This window comes from Ruegeria sp. YTSC230, from assembly GCF_059609665.1.
Genome location: NZ_JBXWMC010000001.1, coordinates 293,311 through 312,495, shown reverse-complemented (window position 1 = coordinate 312,495; position 19,185 = coordinate 293,311). Strand labels below are relative to the sequence as shown.

Annotated in this window: 13 protein-coding genes; 4 read left to right on the top strand and 9 right to left on the bottom strand. The window is 49.3% G+C overall.

Going from position 1 to position 19,185, the window contains the following annotated elements; translation table 11 throughout:
- Nucleotides 1-290 precede the first annotated feature (290 nt).
- Together AC2FD9_RS01485 and AC2FD9_RS01480 are read left to right on the top strand one after the other, a co-directional pair.
- Nucleotides 291-1,031: an acyl-homoserine-lactone synthase gene (locus AC2FD9_RS01485; protein WP_282168536.1), complete on the top strand. Its 741-nt coding sequence runs from the start codon at nucleotides 291-293 to the stop codon at nucleotides 1,029-1,031.
- Nucleotides 1,032-1,475: 444 nt separating this feature from the next.
- A complete protein-coding gene (locus tag AC2FD9_RS01480) occupies nucleotides 1,476-2,567 on the top strand; it encodes a response regulator (protein WP_496835036.1) in 1,092 nt (363 codons plus the stop codon).
- Between the two features lie 66 nt (nucleotides 2,568-2,633).
- Here the strand turns inward: AC2FD9_RS01480 and AC2FD9_RS01475 are convergent, their stop codons facing one another.
- Nucleotides 2,634-3,884, bottom strand: coding sequence for a cytochrome P450 (locus AC2FD9_RS01475; protein ID WP_496835035.1), 1,251 nt, complete (start codon nucleotides 3,882-3,884; stop codon nucleotides 2,634-2,636).
- A gap of 383 nt (nucleotides 3,885-4,267) precedes the next feature.
- Between AC2FD9_RS01475 and AC2FD9_RS01470 the strand changes: the two genes are divergently transcribed.
- Nucleotides 4,268-5,701 (top strand): sensor histidine kinase, encoded by a 1,434-nt coding sequence (locus AC2FD9_RS01470; RefSeq protein WP_496835033.1) that lies wholly within the window; start codon nucleotides 4,268-4,270, stop codon nucleotides 5,699-5,701.
- A gap of 467 nt (nucleotides 5,702-6,168) precedes the next feature.
- Here AC2FD9_RS01470 and AC2FD9_RS01465 read toward each other — a convergent pair whose 3' ends face one another.
- The 3 genes from AC2FD9_RS01465 to AC2FD9_RS01455 form a co-directional block, all read right to left on the bottom strand.
- Nucleotides 6,169-6,348, bottom strand: coding sequence for a hypothetical protein (locus AC2FD9_RS01465; RefSeq protein ID WP_282168539.1), 180 nt, complete (start codon nucleotides 6,346-6,348; stop codon nucleotides 6,169-6,171).
- An 835-nt stretch (nucleotides 6,349-7,183) separates the two neighbouring features.
- Entirely contained in the window at nucleotides 7,184-9,643 is a 2,460-nt protein-coding gene (locus AC2FD9_RS01460; RefSeq protein ID WP_496835031.1) for a hypothetical protein, read from the bottom strand.
- A 1,398-nt stretch (nucleotides 9,644-11,041) separates the two neighbouring features.
- Complete coding sequence (locus tag AC2FD9_RS01455) at nucleotides 11,042-11,854, bottom strand: hypothetical protein (protein ID WP_496835029.1); 813 nt, start codon at nucleotides 11,852-11,854, stop codon at nucleotides 11,042-11,044.
- A 121-nt stretch (nucleotides 11,855-11,975) separates the two neighbouring features.
- Here AC2FD9_RS01455 and AC2FD9_RS01450 point away from each other — a divergent pair, with 121 nt between their 5' ends.
- Complete coding sequence (locus tag AC2FD9_RS01450) at nucleotides 11,976-13,247, top strand: DUF4238 domain-containing protein (RefSeq protein ID WP_496835027.1); 1,272 nt, start codon at nucleotides 11,976-11,978, stop codon at nucleotides 13,245-13,247.
- 355 nt (nucleotides 13,248-13,602) lie between these two features.
- Here the strand turns inward: AC2FD9_RS01450 and AC2FD9_RS01445 are convergent, their stop codons facing one another.
- The 5 genes from AC2FD9_RS01445 to AC2FD9_RS01425 form a co-directional block, all read right to left on the bottom strand.
- The gene (locus AC2FD9_RS01445) at nucleotides 13,603-16,809 is read right to left on the bottom strand and encodes a bifunctional DNA primase/polymerase (protein WP_496835025.1); all 3,207 of its coding nucleotides are present in this window, start codon (nucleotides 16,807-16,809) and stop codon (nucleotides 13,603-13,605) included.
- A gap of 61 nt (nucleotides 16,810-16,870) precedes the next feature.
- Entirely contained in the window at nucleotides 16,871-17,014 is a 144-nt protein-coding gene (locus AC2FD9_RS01440; RefSeq protein WP_496835024.1) for a hypothetical protein, read from the bottom strand.
- A gap of 882 nt (nucleotides 17,015-17,896) precedes the next feature.
- The gene (locus AC2FD9_RS01435) at nucleotides 17,897-18,157 is read right to left on the bottom strand and encodes a hypothetical protein (RefSeq protein WP_496835023.1); all 261 of its coding nucleotides are present in this window, start codon (nucleotides 18,155-18,157) and stop codon (nucleotides 17,897-17,899) included.
- On the bottom strand, nucleotides 18,154-18,624 hold the full coding sequence (locus AC2FD9_RS01430; RefSeq protein ID WP_496835021.1) for a hypothetical protein: 471 nt from the start codon (nucleotides 18,622-18,624) through the stop codon (nucleotides 18,154-18,156). The genes AC2FD9_RS01435 and AC2FD9_RS01430 overlap by 4 nt, the downstream gene beginning before the upstream one ends.
- Entirely contained in the window at nucleotides 18,624-19,034 is a 411-nt protein-coding gene (locus AC2FD9_RS01425) for a hypothetical protein (protein WP_496835020.1), read from the bottom strand. Before AC2FD9_RS01425 ends, AC2FD9_RS01430 begins: the two co-directional genes overlap by 1 nt.
- Nucleotides 19,035-19,185: the final 151 nt, after the last annotated feature.

Here is a 19,185-nt window from a genome sequence, read left to right as displayed (position 1 = left end):
AAACATTATCGGAAAGCGAGACGGCGCCTGATCCATCGTGAATTCGAAAGGAATACGCAAAAGAAGCTGTCTTTTTTCAAAATGTTGCCAGACGCGAGGGAATAAATGAAGCCTGCGGGAGAAAATAACAGCCAAGAACTATCTAAAGTTTTTGGTCAGTCAGTAAACTCAACCAAAGGGAGGGAGGAGATTTAGACACACCTATCCATCTATTCGGACAACTACCGCATAGGGTTGTGGACTTGCTGAGCTGAATCTTGCCATAAGTGTGTCAAAAATATGAGTAAAATATGGACAGACCACTCAGGTATAAGCAGACATACCCGCTCCCGGAGGGGTTTCCGGAACTGACACCCGCTAACGGGACTTCAGGCGCACCAAATGCTTTAGCGCGACTAGAAATTTTTGCTGTCAAAAACATTCCGCCAACGTCACGTGGTGACATTGGCAATATTCGCGCGACTACACTTAATTTTCGCAATATTTACGAGTATGGCACCCTGCTGGCAAAATACCTTGAAACCAGAAAGTCAATTTTCATTGACCAGTTAAAGTGGCAAGTCGGTGAAGCTGACGGGATGGAATTCGACCAATACGACACGCCAGCCTGTCGATGGATTGTGTTGCATGAATTCGGTGAAGTTTTAGGAGGTGTGCGACTTCTACCCACGACTGCAGAATGCGGCGTATATAGTTATATGCTGCGCGACGCGCAAAGAGGTATCCTTAAAGGAATACCATCTGACGTTTTATTTATGGACGCCCCGGTAAAGCACTCTGTTTGGGAAGCATCCCGTTTCTTCGTGGCAAAGGATGTTGCATCGTCACGCAGGCTGCTGGTTCAACAGGAGTTGTTTCACCAGATGACTACTGTCGCGATGGAAGGTGGTGCGACCAGCATACTGGGCATCGTCCCCTCAGTCTGGGCACGGTGGTCACGGCGACTGGGCATCAATGCCTCGCCTGTCGGCGCAAAGTTTTCCATCGATGGCACCGTCAGTCAGTCAGTTTTGTTCAACATCCATAAGTAAATGGAACCACTCAGCCACTAGAGCGTCTTTTGTACTCTTGGACGCTCGGCGCAGATTTCTTAGCAACTATGATTGATTTTCAGACTATTGGGAAACCGCGGCTGTTTTGCATGTTAGTGGGGTTTCCAGAATTGATGTTTGGACTTCCAACCGTTGTTCAATTCCGTAGTTTTGCGATCTTAGACTGCTCTTAGGCACGAACACATTGCCAAAAAAAAATGTTAAGAGAATGCGACGGTAGTTCACAACAATAACTGGCAACTCGTCGTTGAAGCCGCTGGCGCCAAATAAAGGTCAAGAAAAAACCCCTTTCTACGACGATTTTCTCCATTTTTGCCGCTGTTTCGACCCACTCGCCTCATAAGTTTAACCCGTTATGAGGATATCGGTGGTTCACCAGTTATGAGACATTCCACATTCGTAAGTGATCGGTTCCAAAAAAAGTTGGAGCTTCGAGCACAAAGAAAGACCGCGCTTGCTGTTCTGGCGGTTGATGATGATCCTGACATTCTGAAATTGCTCCAATCAGCACTTCCTGAACTCGAAAACTGCAAAGTGGTTGCCGCCAGTTCAGCTGATGAAGCGCTTCGGCAGATAGAAGCAGCGGAATCCCCATTCGACTGTCTGCTTGTTGACATTCAGATGCCCGGAACCTCTGGGATAGAGTTGCTTTCGCAAATCCGAAACTTGCCGGACAATCTGGAAACACCTGTTATAATGTTAACTGCTCTAGATGACAGGCAGAACATCGAGAGGGCATTTTTAGAAGGCGCATTTGATTACATAACTAAGCCCTTCGACTTCTTCGAATTGCGCAGCCGTATGAACGCCGCCCATCTTCTAATGATGGAGAGAAAGAAAACACAATCCTCTTCAGCGTCGATAGAAAGTCTTCGTAGTGAACTGGATTTTAATCAGAAATTCAGTTTTGAAGACCCCCTGTCTATCGACGAGCAGGAACAATGCTTGGGGTATGTCGAGTTCGACAACTATGTGGAGCAGCTTTCACGGGGGCGCCGATTTGACTCCTGGGTTACAGCAATCAAATTTCGCGATGCGGGGTACCACTTTGATCTGAGGGAATTTGGAGATTTTCGGCGCGCTGTTTCCGACATTGGATTTTGCATTCAAAAGACAACACAGGCCGCCGGAGGAATCTATTCCTATCGAGGGAGTGGCGTTTTTCTCGTTATTACACATGGACGGGAACGCACCCTGAATATTCCAACCGAAGCTTTTCTAAACCAGGAACTAAGGACCGTTCTCAGTAACCGATGCGCCTCTGTCCATCTTAAGGTGGTGAAGAGTACACCGGTGTCGCTTCGTTCAATTACAAAGGTTGGAGCATTCGCATCTTTGGACACGGCTGTTAAAATGGTGAATCTTCGTGAGACCAATCTCAGAAAGGGCCTTGTTGCGACCTGCCCCTCGATTTCAAAGCACACGCCGCATCGAAAAGAAATGGCCAACAATAGATTGTTTGATACCGTCCTGCGTGAAATGTACGGCGATGACACTTACCTCACTCGCCGGTAGCAAGCTTTGTCTTTGGCAAACGTCGACCTCGAACAGAAGTCGAGCACTAGGGTTTAGATATTAACTTTAGTCGCGAACCCGTTCGGCATTGAGGATGAGTGGGCCACTGGTACGCATGGTGAACGTCAAAACTGGTTCCGGTATTTCTGACTCAGTAGTCGAAAAATTTATTCTACGGAGCACCGAAGCCATAAGCACCATGATCTCAGTTTCAGCGTACTGAGCGCCAATGCAGATTCTGGGACCATCTCCGAAGGGAATGTATTGACCTCGAGGCAGTGTAGATCCCAGGAACCGTTCCGGCCGATAGTTGTTGGGAGCATCCCATAATTTTTCATTTCTGTGCAAAGAGTAAACTGGAAAAAACAAAGCATCGCCATTTTCAATCTTTACCCCTTTAATTTCAAGGTCCGCAGCTGCGTCTCTGGCAAAAAACGCGGCGGAGGGATAAAGCCGCAGCGTCTCTTTAACATGCGCGCGCAAGAGTGGCATTGCCTCCAGGTCCGAGAATTCCAATAGGCCTTCCGGGCGAACAGATCGAATTTCTTGTCTAACTCTTGCTTGCATATCTTGGTGCAAGGCAAGCAGATAATATCCCCAGGCCAATGCGTTAGCGGAAGTTTCATGACCAGCGACGACAAAGGTCAAAAGGTTGTCAACAGTTGTCGCTTCATCTTCGAAATCGGTTTTCAACGCCTCAATCATGAAATCGAGGAAGTCCAATGGCTCGCTACGGCCTTCGGCCCGACGCTGATCTATTACCCGTCTGGCGAGGTCTCGCATATTGGTAACCGGGGCCAAGCTGCGTAGCCAATTTTTCCGCGGCAACCACTTTGGCAAACCCATTAAATCGAAAAGGGACAGATCAGAAATGTACTCGAAATACTTGATCAGCCCCACTCGTACCTGCTCTGAACTGACTTCCTTATTACCTGAAAAAATCACTCTAGAAATATTCGTCAATGTTGATGCAGGCGCAATTTGTGCAATATCCACTGGGCCTTCGTGATCCGCCAATGAGTCTGCAATCTCGACACCAGTCTCTGCAAAATGCCGAGCCAGAACCGGGAGGTTTCTGGCGGCGAACAATGGAGAATACCTTCGCCTCTGCTGACGCCATTTTTCCCCTTCTGAGAGTATTAAACCGTTGCCTACAGCCGATCCAATAATGTCTTTGGTGAACTTGGCTTTGGGAAACGAACGGCCCTGGCCGACGAGTAATTCGGTTACCATTTCAGGATCGCAGATATAGTGTATGTTCAAAGGTCCACGAACATAAGTTTCACGCAGAGTTTCTGCCGGGATGACTTCAAACATGTTGCGGCCAGCTGACCTTGCAAACTGAAGCAGTGTCACCGGCTTTGTCGCAAGCCTAGCGGTAACAGGAGCGACAGTACCCTGCCTCAACTTCGTAATTTCAACTGCAGTCAAGCCCCAACCCTTTTAGAATTATTCCTTCTTTCGGACACATTAAGGTGAAAAAATTCCCACTTAGCAACGAGATCCTCGATTTTGGGTACCCTGCTCTGCAATTGTGCAAAAAATTTGCGGCCTCCTATACCAAAAACTTGCGTGAATCGCCCAACAATCGCGGTAGGCTTCAAAGGATTGGCGCCAAACTGTGAACCCAATTTGGACCAACTAAGTCCTCATTATGCCGGTATTGGTACTTTCCAAGCGCGAAAAACGAAGACATTTGGATGACAGCCACCGACGCTAATCTGCCGGACCGGGATTCCGGTGAAACGGAAAACCGGCTTCTGCAAAACATCATAGATTATACTGCCATGAGCTTTGCGCTTCTGTGGCAGCGGCAGGCTATTTATCTGGCCACGACCATTTTGACTGCGTTCTTCTTCGATCCCTTTAACGCCATGCTGTTCTATGGGACGATCCTCATTTGTGAAGTGCAAGATTTATTGCTGGCCAAACGCGTACCGCGCTTAAAGCCAGACCAGCACAAAGCAATAGGTATGATGGTTGTTTGGATTCTGTTGAACACGGTCCTGAGCTCAGCCGCAATCTGCCTGTACGCAGTTTCAGTTGCTTTCGCACAGCCCGCCGGTGGTCACTTTACGCCAATGTTCTTCTTGTTTGCTGCGGCGTTGTTTGCAGCAATGAACAACCATCAGTTTCTGTGGGCGATGATTGTCCGTTTGGCCATGTACGGCGTTTCGTTCATGTTGATTGTCGTCAAGGATATCTGGATCGAACGCCCCGAGCTTTCTTCTGAACTCTGGCTGCACTTCTTCACCGTTATCTTTGTAATGTATTTTCTGATCGACTGTTCGATGGTGTTTCTGAAGCTCTACCGCAGGAATTTGGAGCAACTCGAAAAGCTCAAAGCAGAGCACGAAAGAACAAAAGCGGCCTACATTGCAAAGACTCAGTTCATATCGACAGTCAGCCATGAGCTGCGTACGCCTCTTACATCGATCAAGGGGTCACTTGACCTAATCAACACAGGCGCATTGGGTGAAGTTCCAGATTCAATGCAAAGCCTCATACACTTAGCGTGCAAAAACAGCGAACGGCTAGCATCACTTATCAATGATGTGCTGGACATACAAAAAATGGAGGCCGGTGAAATGAACTACCGTGAAGGAACTATTGATGTACATACGCTGGTTCAGGAAGCGATTTCCGTTAACACCGGGTACACCAGTGCTCACAACGTAGGAATTGTGGAGGACATAAGGGGAAACAAAGATCTGTTCGTTAAAGGTGATGCGTCCCGCCTGCTTCAAGTGTTGGCCAACATGATCTCCAACGCAGCCAAATTTTCCCTTGATGGAGGCGAGATAACCGTCGGATGCGAAAAAGTCCGTGGGAAGATTCGCCTCTTCGTCAAAGACCACGGCATAGGGATACCCGAGGGGTGCCAGGACAAAGTCTTCGATCGCTTTTCACAGATTGACTCTTCCGATGAACGTCACGCAGGCGGTACAGGGCTCGGGATGCACATTTCAAAGGAAATTGTGGAGCATTTTGGAGGAGAAATAGACTACAGAAGCGAACTTGGTGAAGGCACAGAGTTTTTTATTATGCTTCCCGCCATAAGCGGGCATGAAGTAGGTGCCGCCGGAGACGAGCAGACCTCACTACCCTGCGCCATGCAATCCAAGCAACATTAGCGGAATCCTACTGAGCAATTTCGATGGCACATCACCGTACTACTTCGAAGCAATCCCATGGTTCCAGAGCGGATTTTCCGTGGTATAGTTAACCCTAAAATCATAAGACCTCGTGGCACACTCGAAACCGCCTGTGGTGAAAAGAGGGAGTCTGCGTAATGCCAATGCAACCCCAAAAAGAAAATGCTGTTCCGATCATGCGATCGGAACAGCAAACTCGTTACTAAGTACATTTCCTAAGATGCGATAGATTCACAACTTTCGGCAAAAAGGCCTCCTACTTGCAGGCCGCGATATCACAAGAATTATATTAAGGTATGAAGTATCCAAGCACTGAGAATTTCTCGTGTTTTGTTCGTTTCCGCTGTTCCAAATGATAGGAACTGGAAACAAAGAAGCCAATGGCCACCAAACTGTTAACGTTTTTCAGCTTATTCATCGATTCGGCACTCTCAATTTGAACTAATTCACTCGTTGTCCCGCGCGTAAATATCCAGCATGTCGAACAACATCGGCTTCGGGGGTTCCTGATCAAGGTTCAGGATAGCGGCTACAACTTCGCGGGCCACTCCACGGGCTTCTAGGCTTTCCCCCACTAGCCGACGGGTCCAGCTATCGTCGGGGTCCAACCCTTGAACACCCGCCATTTAATGCTTTGCAAGTTGCTGGGCGTCGATGAACTTCTGAGTGGCAGATCTAGTGGCAACCTCAGGTTGCCGCCTGTACGTAAGCAAACGATGCCGTTCAATTTATGCGTAATCGATGCGAAAATATTGCGTAAAGGTCTACGAAACAGTTGAAATTACAGTGATTTTTTTTGAGCTTCACTCCGAAAGGTATTGTTTTTATCTTTTATTTTCAATAACTTACAAGATATGGTGCGGTCGAGAAGACTCGATACTCGAAATTTTTTCGTAACCATTGATAAATAAAGGTTTTTTATCAACCGTCACACGGCCAATCGTTCATTCCCGTGTGACGTTAATCTTAGTCGATTTTCTTCCACTTGCTCTTCATTGGTGCTGCAATTTATTAGCCTTCCATCTTCATCCAATCCCCGCCGCCTGCGGATTTCGTCAGTCAGAGGCTTGTGGAATCCCACCGGGTGCGGCGGTGCCGTTTTTGGTACGTAGGTCATGTTAGCTTCTTACTTAGTGGAGTTTCTGAATTGCCCGTTGATATAAAGCGCTTGCGTCAGCGGCTGTTAAAATTCGGCTTTGGCAGACGCAATTTCCAGCCTTCGTCGGTGCATTCAAAGCTAAGAGCCCGAATGTAAGAATGCCTGTCTGTGGCTGCTATGAACCCAGAGCCGTCATTGCCGTATCAACTGGATGCTGCGGATACATTCGGCAGTTCGCAACCCAGATCGGACGCGTCCGATCTGCGTTCTTTTTCCAGCCTTCTAACAGGGAGAGCTGTAAAGCCGACCGTGGTTATGACTGACTCATAGATCGACCAACCTTGCAGCTCATAACAAGTTCTTTAACTTCGGCGGTTATATTGCTGCCTCTCAGCGCTTGCTAACACACGAAGCTTTTCCGCTTCAAACGCAGTCGAGAGTTTCTCACTAAAGCTTTCACCGTGAGGAATATCCAGATTGAAAATTTCAATCTCTCTCTGTTCCTCATTGGTAAGGTAATTTAAAAATGCTTCGGTTCGATCTAATCTCACCTTTACTCTGTCGGTTCTTTTACGCGCTGAGAAAAGCCTGTACTCCTCATTTGCGAGCTCAGTAATGCTGTTACAGGATTGCTCATCGAAATAGTTGCAATCGGTGCAAATAAGATCAAGGTACGTGAACGTAAACGCAAGATCAGTCAGCATATACACCCCATAGTTTGTAATTCTAATTCGATCTACGGAGTCATCAAAGTAGTCAAGCCTGTTGTTCGCCTCAATAAACCCGTGGCGAAGCAACACATCAACACAAAGATTAAAATCAGGAACCATTCGAAACCTCTCCGAAAAATATGCCCTCAACTCAGCTAGAGGGACATATTCGGAGGATCCCGAACCAATATTCTTGGACAGTTTTCGCAAGATACGAAGGCTAGTAAAATGGGACGATAAACGACTATCTCTTGCCTGAAAAATATTTGGAATATCACTCAATTGCTCATCATAGAAATACCTTGTAGGAACCATGACAGGCTTGAGTACTTGGTGGATCTGAAAATACCAACGACCTACGTCCAGCATTTCTTGAACATTGGTGTAACCGGACAGTAGAAAAGATCTAAAAAGATCTAAAGTGAGACGTATGTCACCGTGCCCACATGCAGTCAGGAAGTTATTCAAGGGAGAGTCTGCCGCGCGAATTCCGTCTGCTACAATTTCCAAATATGTGCATATATCATGAATGAGGTTGTCATTCTTGACATAAGTAATTTCACTTCTACGATTTGCATCACGTAGCATCTCTATTGTGTATTCAAGCCTTTTCAAAAACACCGTCGATGGCTTAGGTGAACTCAAATGGAAGCCAGAATTTTGAAATGCATCGAGAACACCGTGAATTTTGGAGTTGTGAAACCTTTCCTCGCGCATTGATATTAACGTGACGCACGAAAGGCTTCGGGAAATTTCTTGAGCTGTAGTAAAACAATAATCCTGAATCGGCCCGCTGTATTGGTCTGTGTTGTCAATAACTACGACGACGCCTTTGCTATTTGCGCTGCATCGGTTTGCCAAGCATTTTGCACAGTACTCTAGATCATTCTTCCAATCGGCAACCAGCTTGTTAAGGCGGTCATTGTAAAGCTCTCCTCCCTTTGGGAGGCCCGCGAGTTCTTGCTTCGAAGCAATGGAAAACTTCTCATAGAACAACTCATCCAGCAGGACATCCCTAGGTGAGGAAAGAATATTATCGGCATCGAGGTCGGAAACAAGACGCCGCCATATTTCAGAATGTACTTTCTCCTTGTCTTCGGGCACATCCAACATATCGACTACAGCAGAGACCGAATTCTCCTTCAACCATCTAGGAGGGTTGTGCTTTAAAAGCCGTCTTATGAAAGTAGATTTTCCCGCTCCTTTACCTCCGAATAGAACAAGTACCTCACCCCCTCTAGAGTTCTTGATGTTCTTTGTTATACGCCCCCCAATCGCGCCTCCTTTTCCAGTATCTTCTAACTGCTCGACGCCATACTCCTCGAAATAGGGAGTAAGTGAGTCTTTAATTAGGGAGCGCATACCTTTTAGGACTTGAGCAAACCCTCGATCGGCAACATAGCATCGATCCATGAGCTCTATTTGGTCATCGTTGATCACACCGAAGTGTCTGTTTGCGATCGGACGCAGAGCAGTAGCTAGGCGGTTTGCTGAGATGGGATGGGAGTATGCGGCAATTCTATCCTTCGCAACAAACACTTGTCTGTCCTTTGGTGGGGCGCTGGACAATGCACCTGGAAGAGAGGAGTGTTCAGTGATTGCGAGGTAGGAAAAAATGTTCTTCGCCTTGATCTCATCGTTAGTAAAAAACTCCGGCCCTCTGATTACAAAGGCCTTAAGTTGATCCCAGCGCTTGCCCTTCTCAAAGCACTTGAAAGCTACCCATTCGACTCCATTGGTGATCGCTCCGTACTCGCAACCTGTGTCCATACAGTACTCACGAACCTGTTTCATCGCGGGGTTTATGTTTTCGTCTGTAAGGAGAGTCTTGATGTCGATATAGCAATGAGTCTCGTCTTTCTTGTGGGGGAAAGGGAGAGTGAATGACTTGCCGATTTTCTTCGCCTCGATGAAGAATAGAAAATCACCATTCTGCTTTGTCAGAACGTAGTCCGCGAAGCCGGGCGCGATATATTCTTCGACTTTAGTTATGGCCCTTGGCCAAGCAAATATATCATGAAGAATATGGTCAATGACTTCGTGGCGGGTTTGAGCTTCGTTCGCACTCCCATCAATCAGATTTTGGCAGATGTCGTTCAAATTTTTATTCATTTCGACCTTGGCGTGCTGGGGGTTAATGACTGTTTAACCAGAACATGGTTTAGTCTACCTATTCGATTCTAACCTAACTAGGCTGATCGCAGAGCGATAGACAACGAGCATTTCGTCTGCGGTCAGCTTCCCTCGTTCTTAAGTGGTTCAAAAACTGCGGGCAACAGTGCTTTGACGCGTCTAACATGAGTTTCTCCGCCACTGATCTATTTGTTGGGAAACACATCTTTAGCGTGAGTCGTTGAGCAAGCGCCACCGACAAATTAAGTCGAATCCGGGACTCGTCCCGGATCAATTCAGAGCGAGCGAGAAGGGCTATGGTTCTTTATCGGGAGTAGTCACGATCGCTTTTTTTCGCAAAATGGGCACAATCTGCAGTTACTGCTTCCAAGGGTAGCATTAGAACCAACTGCACCGAACGGACGTAAGGTATGCCACCGACTTAACGAGGTCCGTTCCTTGTGCATGGCCGCTGCGCGTCGCTTTCGGAGCTGCCCGTACATCGAAGGGCAGCTGGGTGGCCGATTGCAAACAGAATAAGCGTGTGCAGCGAAGGTCGGAGGCGCACCGCTGGTGTCTCGGTCTAGATCGCAAACGGCACGCTGTGCGGTCTTGAAAGCAGGTGATGCTGCGGGCACTGCAACCCAATTCTAAGAAATTTGTGACTCAAAAGTCGCGCATTGCAAAACTGAAGGTGGGGGGGGTCTTTTCCGGGTATGAGTCTCTAATCGTTATGAGGTTGCATGAAATGGACTTAACGAAGTTGCACTCCGACTTGTGAACAGGTACGGGCCCGATCTGAAGGGGGTAACCCATACCCCCGCAGGAACCTTTTAAGTAACTGTTTTTACTTGTATTTATTACATTAAACTACCGCTGACGAGGACGATCTCTATGTCGCATCGTCAGACGAGACATTAAGTTTACCATTCAAGGCCCTCGAGGTGGTCGTATTGGGTGGATTCCGACTTGATTTGGTGGAGATTCTGCATGTAGGCATGACCCGCGTTAGCGGGTTTGTATTGCCCCCTGCTGACCAAGCTATGCTAGCCTTACATAGCGCGAGTATTAACGCACCATAACAGCCATTATGTTAAATTCATACTTTGCGATACATTATGTAAGCATCTGTATTTGTTAAATAAAATCTAGAGCGCGATTCTTCGCCGAGTTCCTCGGATTCCGCGCAATATTATTACCCAGCCAAGCCTCCCGTAACTCGCTGTAATTGCTAAACTTTTGCTAAATTCGTGGATTCTCGTTGTTGGCTTGGTATGTCCGTTTAGCGGCGGTGGGAAACGCGCCGATCACGTTAGATATGTATATACATTAACTATGCAACACTCGCGAGTTGTACAGAGCCGCGTCAGCGGCGACTGATCAAGCAAATCAATTCCTTCACGGTTCCTTGGGAGGGAGTATGGCTACACCTAGAGCTAATTGAAGGTTGGTTCCACAATCCCGGCACGACCAGCTTGTACCGGCGTGTGCGTCTTTTTCCCAAAGCCATGTCATTGTATTGCAACCGTCATTTGGACACTCCACGCCGATTTGCCTTGGCTCTATATTTACTTGGTTATTATCCATAGATTTCATGTCGTATGTGACGCCACAATTCCAACACTTTACCGACCTCACTGCTGCATCCGATGCGATCCGACGACTAATTTCCTTCCCGCAATTCAAACAGTCTAGCGTACCCTTTTGGGTCATGTTGAAGTTCCAGAGCGACGAATCCAAAACTACCTTCAAAGCAGTGTAGATCACCTCACAACGCGCAAATATCTTCTCTCTGTTTGGCTCCTTACCTGCTTCGATCTGTTTTTGTGTTGGCATATGTAGAAATGAACCCAAAGCATCGTAATGCTTCTTCAAGGTGGCCAAATTCAATACATTGTCAGTGCCCAGATACCGCATGGGCTCTGAAGGTTCAGCGTCTGGTCCATTTTTTGCAAAACTGATGTCCGACGTGCTGTCCGCTTGCGGGTCTACTTCCAACATTCGTTCCATCAGTCGTCTTGGCTGCCAAGTTTTCATAGCATCTGGCCCAAGGTCATCAGCAAAGGGCTGAGCCCTTTCGTATGTGACGCCTTCCATACACATCCGCAAATACAAGCAGGCAAGTAACAAGTCTTTCTCGTCATCTGAGTCAAGCAGCGCCCTAGCCGATTGCAGTAGACCTCGTGCCCTTGCTCTGTAATTGGGTGGCATGCATTCTCCTTTAAGCGGTTTACTTGACGCCATACTGCTGTGACTTCGCTTTCTATTTGGGGACATTATTGGTCTAAATTCTCACTTGATGGAAGTCGCTTGACCCACCATATTTCCACACATGTCCAAGTATAAGCACAACCACTATGTCCCCGAATGGTATCAGAAACGATTTTTGCCTGAAGGGCAGAGCCAGCACTTCTACTTAGACCTTTCACCAGAAACACACACGCAAAGCGGTCGCACCTATACCCGACGAGACCTCCTAAGATGGGGGCCAAAACGCTGTTTTGCTCAGGACGATTTGTACACGATTAAATGGGGCGGTCTTGAAATAAGAGACATCGAGCGTTTCTTTTTTGGCAAGGTCGACTTAGATGGCAAAAAGGCAGTGGAGTACTTTGCTGACTTCAGTATCCGCGAGGGTATGCAGGACGCACTTCAGTCGCTTATGACCTACATGAGCATCCAAAAGCTACGCACACCAAAAGGATTGGGCTGGCTGCGTCAAGTGACGGGGGGGCACACTGAGAACGAAACACTAATCAGATTGCAGGAAATCCAAAACATCTTCTGTGCGATCTGGACGGAGTGTGTATGGCAGATTGCCGATGCGTCAAAATCTTCCACTAAGCTGATCATTTCTGATCACCCTGTCACAGTCTATAACCGTGAGTGTTTTCCGGCTTCGAGGCACTGTCGCGGTCATAACGATCCAGACATCCGATACGCAGCTTCGCATACGTATTTTCCCCTGTCGCCCGACAAGGTTTTGATCTTAACAAATCTGTCATGGGTACGTGATCCGTTCCAAAACCCTCTGAAAACCAGACCAAACCCAGAGTTCTTTCGTGACACCATTTTCAAAGCGACTGACATTCAATTGGAGCGCTTCCTCACGGAAGAAGAAGTTATTGAAATCAACTACATCACAAAGAAACGCGCATTTCGATATATTGCCGCCTCAGAAAAGGACTGGCTTTATCCGGAACGGCATCTCACTTCGACCCATTGGAGAAAGCTTGGAGACGGCTATTTGTTGATGCCTGATCCTCGCCATGTTCACGGAGGGGGTGAAGTAATCATTGGGTATGATGGAGGCAGAAGTGATGCTTTTGGTGCCTATGGGCATAAGCCGTGGCAGCGAGGTTACAAAGATCAAGGGCGAGAAGATCGTGAATGGCTATCAATGCAGAAATTCAAAGCTGAATGGGCATCCGTCCACGGTCCTGAGTATAGAGGGATTATCCATGATATCGGAGGAAGGGAGCCACAAAGAAGCATGGGTGACGAATGGCATGAAGAGGAGTGCAGACGGGATTTGGAATACCTAAAGCAACCCGGCGAACGCGCTCGACGAAGGAAGTTGTTGCGCAAGGCCTCAATAGTCTAACGTGGGGCACTAGAAACGAACCACCGGGAGTTCCGGGAGTTGCCGGGAGTTGAAATCACCCCCCCCGGACCAGTTTTTACTATATTTTACCGATACTTACGTAAATTCTACGGGAGTCCGGGAGTTTTTTCTTATCTTAAGGTCTGGTAGAATCTTTTTTGAAGCAGCCACCACAAACTTCGCAATGAAAGAAAAAACAAAATAAAAGGGCGAGAGCGCCGCCCCCCCCCGGAACTCCCGGTCTCCCGTGAGTTATCCTCAACACATTGATTTATTAAATATTTTGTTGCCGGGTGCTTCCCGGAATCCGACCGGGAGATTTTTCAACTCCCGGCAGATATCGGATTCGCCCGCGTTAGCGGGGTACAAGCGCCAATGCGTAGCAGTTCGAATTGGTAGAGGTATCGGTTTCGCGTTCAAACCGGGCATCATATTCCTTACCGTCGAGTGTGACGCGATAGGTTCTATTCGCTGCTGCTTTGAAGCGCGTACCTGCCTTGCGGGTGTTGTGATACTGAACGTCCAGATCGTCGCCGGTAGGCACTTCCCGGTATCCCCAGCCATCCAGACGTGGAATGTCCGGCATCGCGTGCAGAATATCGAACAAGCCGAATTTGCCCTGTCTTACTTCATCTGCGGTCTTTGATCCGACATAGAGTCGCGCATCTTTTGCGCCGTGCATAGCCTTGGCAATAGCTCGAACAACGCCCGCAAGTTCATCGTCGGTACCGTCCGACAGCCCCTTCAATTCAGATTGATTTCTCATGAGGCCAGCGACACCGCACGACTTGAGGATTCCACCCATGACCCCCGCCCAGTTTTCAAAACTGGCAAGCGTGGCATCACTCTTGTTCATGCCCTCTGCGACCCATTTCTGAATGATAGTCAGGCAGGCATGCACGAGACCGTTCCGGTTCTCTCGTGTCCACGCTCGCACATCTGCATGACGCCATCCATCCGCAGGCGTCCAACTCTCCGGTTCTGAGTCCTTACGATCAAGATCAATCAAGATGCACCGGCGCAGAAGTTCAGAACTCATGGTCAGAGTATTGGCCGCGAATATCCACGTGTTGCGGATATGCACAATGACCGTCTGCGTCTTACCAAGAATACGGAATTTGAACCCCGTTTCAGGCGCGGTCATCGCTGATGCCAAATCGCCCGAGTCCATCTCATGGTTGATGTTGTCGAAGAATATGGCCAGTTCACCATCCAGAAGAGCGGAAGAAAGTGTCTTGCTCAGTTCGGCTTTATCCTTTGGCATAGCAAGCGCAGGTGCTGGCGCACCGCTTGCGATGGTGGTGCACACATCAACCAAAAAACCGGCACCAGTACCCGGCGCAGGCTTGTTGACGATATGCCCCGGCGTGGGGCCGTGGATCATGTTCCGGGCAAAGGGCATCAGGATCATTGCCAACGCATTTGCGACGGCAGGAACACCCTCATCGGAGAAAGCCTTTTCCATGATCTCCTTGCGGGTCAGCCCCCCCAACGGAAAGTCAGCAAGCACTTCTTCAATGATGAACTTAGCAGCGTTCTTCACCTCTTCCTCAGTCGGGACACCGCTAACGCGGTCCAATACCAAATCGCTATCCAAGTACATCTCTGAACCGGCATGATACCCGTTCTCAGTCACCAGCGTTCCATCTGCCGCAAAGAAAGGTGTATCCACCACACCACGAAGCGGCAGCAAAAACTCAGACAAGTCTTGGGCGAACAAGTCACTGACCACACCACCGGGTGGAAAGATGTGCTGAAAGTCCATTTCACCCTTCGGCCTCTCGAACACGGTTACCTTACCCAGTTCGTGTTTGCGACCATCGAAGTTCAGCACCTTCAACCGTCCATTCCGAACGATTGCGGCCTCTTCCAGGTAGTGGAACAAGAACGGATCGCGCGCGTTAGCCGTTTTCACACAATCCTTGGCATAACTCGTCTGCTTTGGTTCATCTGCGTCAATGCAGATCGACTGGCGCTCTTTCCTGTTTCTCTCACGTTCGTTCCGCGCCTGCGACTTTTCCAGATCGTCCCAGAACTTATTCAGGTCGCGTTTCCCCAGAGACGTATTCGCTACAACTGATTTCGTGATGCGCGCGCGCGACGACTTGTCGACTCCCGCGCTGATGGCATCAGCGAACAACTTTTTTACCTGCCGGTCTGTAGCCTTCATTCCAAGTTTTCCGGCCTGAGCTTCGAAGTCCTGGCTCGCGTCAGCGAGGTCCTCCCCAACGTTTTGTTCGGCGATAAACTGGCGAGCCTGTTCAATTCGACGTCTAAGGTAATCGTCAGTGTCGTACTTAGCCCGGTCACGTTCGGGGTTACGCTCCGCGTCTTCAATCTGGGTGCGCAGTGTATCGAACAGTTCTGAAGAATCACCGTCAGGCCCATGAGCGGCGAACCACGAACAAGCCGCGCAATAGATCGGAGAGTCAAACCCCCCTCCACCCTCATGATCACCGATAGTATCAAGAATGTTTTCGAACCCGGTGACAGCGCTATTACCGATGACGCGGGATTTGGGCTGCGTTCTATCCCGTTCTGACTTGGTCTTGGCAGCGGCTTTGTCTTTCGAACTATCGTGACGCGACTTGGTTGCATTGAATGCCAGCTTATCGAGCCATTCCGGCGCGTCCGCGATGCAATCCCACGGGGTTACTTCCCACTGGTAGATGTTGCCGCTCTTGTGGATCGATGGCGCGGCGATGATTTGCCCACCCTCTCCACGAATATCAACACCAGTGCTAATCGCTGACGCCGTGTTGAAAATGGGGCGCTCAGTCTTGAAGATAAAATGCCAGCCACCGGAACCGCTAACGCTCTTCGCAGTACGCGGCAATTCACCGTGTTCAGCCTCAAGTGCAGCTAGCGCGGCCTTACCTTCTTCACCGTCGATGTCGAGAACAAAGAGACCACACCCTTCGGGAAAGGTGATCGAAACATTTCTCGGAGCGTTCACACGCGCGTAGGGGTAAATCTTGCCCTTCTTGTTCGGTGGGTACTGACCGTCGCCCGTCCAAAACTGAACAATCTTTTCGCGGTCATTGCTTGCGCGGAGTTGCCAACCTGCCCCGCGCGGAATCTTCGCCGTCTGCTTTCCATCCTGCAAACCAGTACCTTCGCCGGTTCCGGGATCAATGGCGTGGCTATCAACCATGTGCAGGCCGCAGGTCTGGTATCGAAGCGCATATGCGAGCGTCATTGCGTTGTGGTCTGCTACATCTGCATAGTCGGAATTGGAGCGCTTCAACCCGGCGTCGAACAGCGTTTGACTAGCTTCTACAAGCTCTTCCGGCACTTCGTCCTGCGCACGCTGACGCGCGGCCTCCGCTCGTTTGGTGTGATAAAGGCTCTTTGAAGGAGGCTGATTGAAAACGCCCTTGGCGGGCAAACGGTCGAATGGCTTTCCGCCAAGCCTCGACTTGATCGAAACTACCTTATCGGTGCATCCAAGGTCTTCCGAGTATTCTTGCAGTGTTTGCTCAAATTCATCTTCGGCCAGACCGGCAACACAAAACGGGTTGCTGTCGTTCATATTGTCCTTAGCGGACAGACTATCTTTCATGTTGCCTGTAACTCCTATTCAGTTGCCGTTGGTCTGGCCCGCTAACGCGGGCCTGCCAAATTTACTGCTCTGCCTGTTGCAGAATTTCAGTCAGCTCGTCGCGCAAACGGACCAGCGTCGACCGGTTGCCTTGTGTGAGAGACATCAGACCAACTTGCGCGATTTGATCCGTCACGTTCACAAGCTTGTCTTCTGTTTCGTTCATATCGTTCCTTTTCTGATTGCATGGCGCGCCAAACTGGCACGATGAATATGTAACACAGTCAGAAACGATTCTCAATTTTATTGTTTATTTTCAAAATGTTACTTCAAGTTATATTTCACCCCTCACGGTCAGAAATATTGACTTCAAGTGAAACTTCGACCCCTGCGACGGGGGACAAATCCTACTTCAAGTTTAAGATTGAACGAGTTTTTTGGGTTATTACACTTAGATTTCGAAACGGTCATTTTCCGCTTCAGGAACAATAAAGATGCGCGACCGCCAGTTAAGCTGGAACCATGTTAGAATTACCTGCCCCGTAGGTCGCCAGAATGGCAGTCAGGAGAGTCCAAAATCTATTGTTGAGCCGAAGGTATGCGACTGCTTCACCGCCATGCTCCGTCCGTCCACCCGTCGCCCATTGCCGCTTTCCGGGCGGGCGGTAAAACCCCGCGTCCTGCATAATCTCAGAAAAGTCCGCACCGACAATAGACTCGATCCGTTTCGCAATGGCCGACGGTATTTTGTAGACTGAACGACCTTCGTCGTGATCCTGCGCATGTGTGAATGCTCGGATGAGGCGGCTGCATTCACGCCGAAACTTTGTACGCTCGACATATTTCATTTTGGTGTCTCTTTTTGTGTGGGGCTATTTGTGCCCCCGCCGTCCCGATCACGGCGGGGGCAACGTGCACGTAGCTAGGAGCGGCTACGTGCCTCGGGGAAACTCGGTTTCGAGTTGAACGCTAATCGCCCGTTCGATTGAACTAGTGTTTGCTCGAAACTGTTCGTATGAGTGACAGGCCAAACGCGCAGCGTTCCAGAGGGCCAGACGTCTAAAGTAGCGCGCGCGTGCTCTACGAAACGCGCTGTCGTTCAGCGGGATCATCGTCCCCGCCTCTTCTCGGCGCGCTCTTCTGCACGATCTACTGCGGCCAAAAGGCGTCGCCTTGATCGTTCTTTTTCGCTCAACGGCTGGCTATGACCACTTGCTGACAAGCAGGCCACCAAACTGTTGTACTGCGCTGAGCTGATCGTTGCGCCACTGAGATGGCAGTAATAGTTGCTGCCCACTTTCACGAAATGCGAGGCAACTGCCCCTCCAGCTTTGCGAACTGCGTTTATGGTGTTTTCGAATTCGGTCATGCCAGGCCCCAAGCACGGGCCTTTGCCAACCTCTCCGACGGGTTGAGGGTGAGCACCCTGCGGAGCAACGTCGCTTCATCCGCTACGCTGGAAGGTTCTGCTGCAGGTGCTGCACCAGTCAGCCCCAACTCACGGGCACGCGTCATTTTTTCCGTGGGGGAGAGTTGGCTCAACTTGGCAAGGGCCTCTTCTTCACCAGCCTCCACAGCTTCCCGTTGCTCGTTCTTGCGGACTTGTTCCTGAACAGCCTCAAGCTGCTTGATCTCATCCAAGTAGCGCGCGGACAGTCCTTCATCGGTGAGCACCGCCAGTCGCGCCGATGGCATAGCAACGATTTCCTCACGTGACAGTTCAACGCCCAACAGGCGCGACGCATCTGACATTATCTTGTCGCTGACTGCTTCCCAACGCGCTTTCAATTTTTCATCTCCGGACACGATGTTCCGGAACTGCTCGCCGTTATCCATTATGCTGCCTCTTTTTTATACAGATTTTCATGTCGGGCATTCGTAATTGCATACGGAACAGCCCAGTGTTCGAAGGGCGGCAACGCGTCCGCGTCACCCAGTACGGTCCATCTCAAAACCGGGTCCGTCAGGATCAATTTCAAGCGCAAAGCCTCAAGGTGCTCAAAGAGCACTGAAGACTGCACAGACGCCGCCAGAGCATTGGTGAACGCCACACGCGCGCCAAACAGGCGTTCAACCTGTTCACCTCTCAACCAGCCTTCGAGGCGGCGTGCGCGTGGTACGGCAATATCTCCAGTCCAAAGCTGTTCACTGTCGTCGTGAGCCAACTCAAAGAGGGCTGGAACGTGTTGCCGTTCCTTTGGTTTGATTGTCGGCAAAAACGTCCGCCAGCCGATAACGACGCGCACCATTTTGTCCGTTGGAATATTCGAGTCCACGCACTCGGGTAGTGATAGTGTTTTGAGACCGCCCGAGCGCATTGACCACGTCGGATTGACATACAGCCAGCACTTTTTAACCTACTCACATATAAGAATTATTTTCTTCTGGCATTTTTGC

Excerpts from the sequence above, each read along its gene's own strand:
- AC2FD9_RS01470 (WP_496835033.1), top strand. The coding sequence starts at position 4,268 with ATGACAGCCACCGACGCTAATCTGCCGGACCGGGATTCCGGTGAAACG.
- AC2FD9_RS01445 (WP_496835025.1), bottom strand. The coding sequence starts at position 16,809 with ATGAAAGATAGTCTGTCCGCTAAGGACAATATGAACGACAGCAACCCG.
- AC2FD9_RS01460 (WP_496835031.1), bottom strand. The coding sequence starts at position 9,643 with ATGAATAAAAATTTGAACGACATCTGCCAAAATCTGATTGATGGGAGT.
- AC2FD9_RS01430 (WP_496835021.1), bottom strand. The coding sequence starts at position 18,624 with ATGGATAACGGCGAGCAGTTCCGGAACATCGTGTCCGGAGATGAAAAA.
- AC2FD9_RS01435 (WP_496835023.1), bottom strand. The coding sequence starts at position 18,157 with ATGACCGAATTCGAAAACACCATAAACGCAGTTCGCAAAGCTGGAGGG.
- AC2FD9_RS01440 (WP_496835024.1), bottom strand. The coding sequence starts at position 17,014 with ATGAACGAAACAGAAGACAAGCTTGTGAACGTGACGGATCAAATCGCG.
- AC2FD9_RS01455 (WP_496835029.1), bottom strand. The coding sequence starts at position 11,854 with ATGCCACCCAATTACAGAGCAAGGGCACGAGGTCTACTGCAATCGGCT.
- AC2FD9_RS01450 (WP_496835027.1), top strand. The coding sequence starts at position 11,976 with ATGTCCAAGTATAAGCACAACCACTATGTCCCCGAATGGTATCAGAAA.
- AC2FD9_RS01465 (WP_282168539.1), bottom strand. The coding sequence starts at position 6,348 with ATGGCGGGTGTTCAAGGGTTGGACCCCGACGATAGCTGGACCCGTCGG.
- AC2FD9_RS01485 (WP_282168536.1), top strand. The coding sequence starts at position 291 with ATGGACAGACCACTCAGGTATAAGCAGACATACCCGCTCCCGGAGGGG.
- AC2FD9_RS01475 (WP_496835035.1), bottom strand. The coding sequence starts at position 3,884 with ATGTTTGAAGTCATCCCGGCAGAAACTCTGCGTGAAACTTATGTTCGT.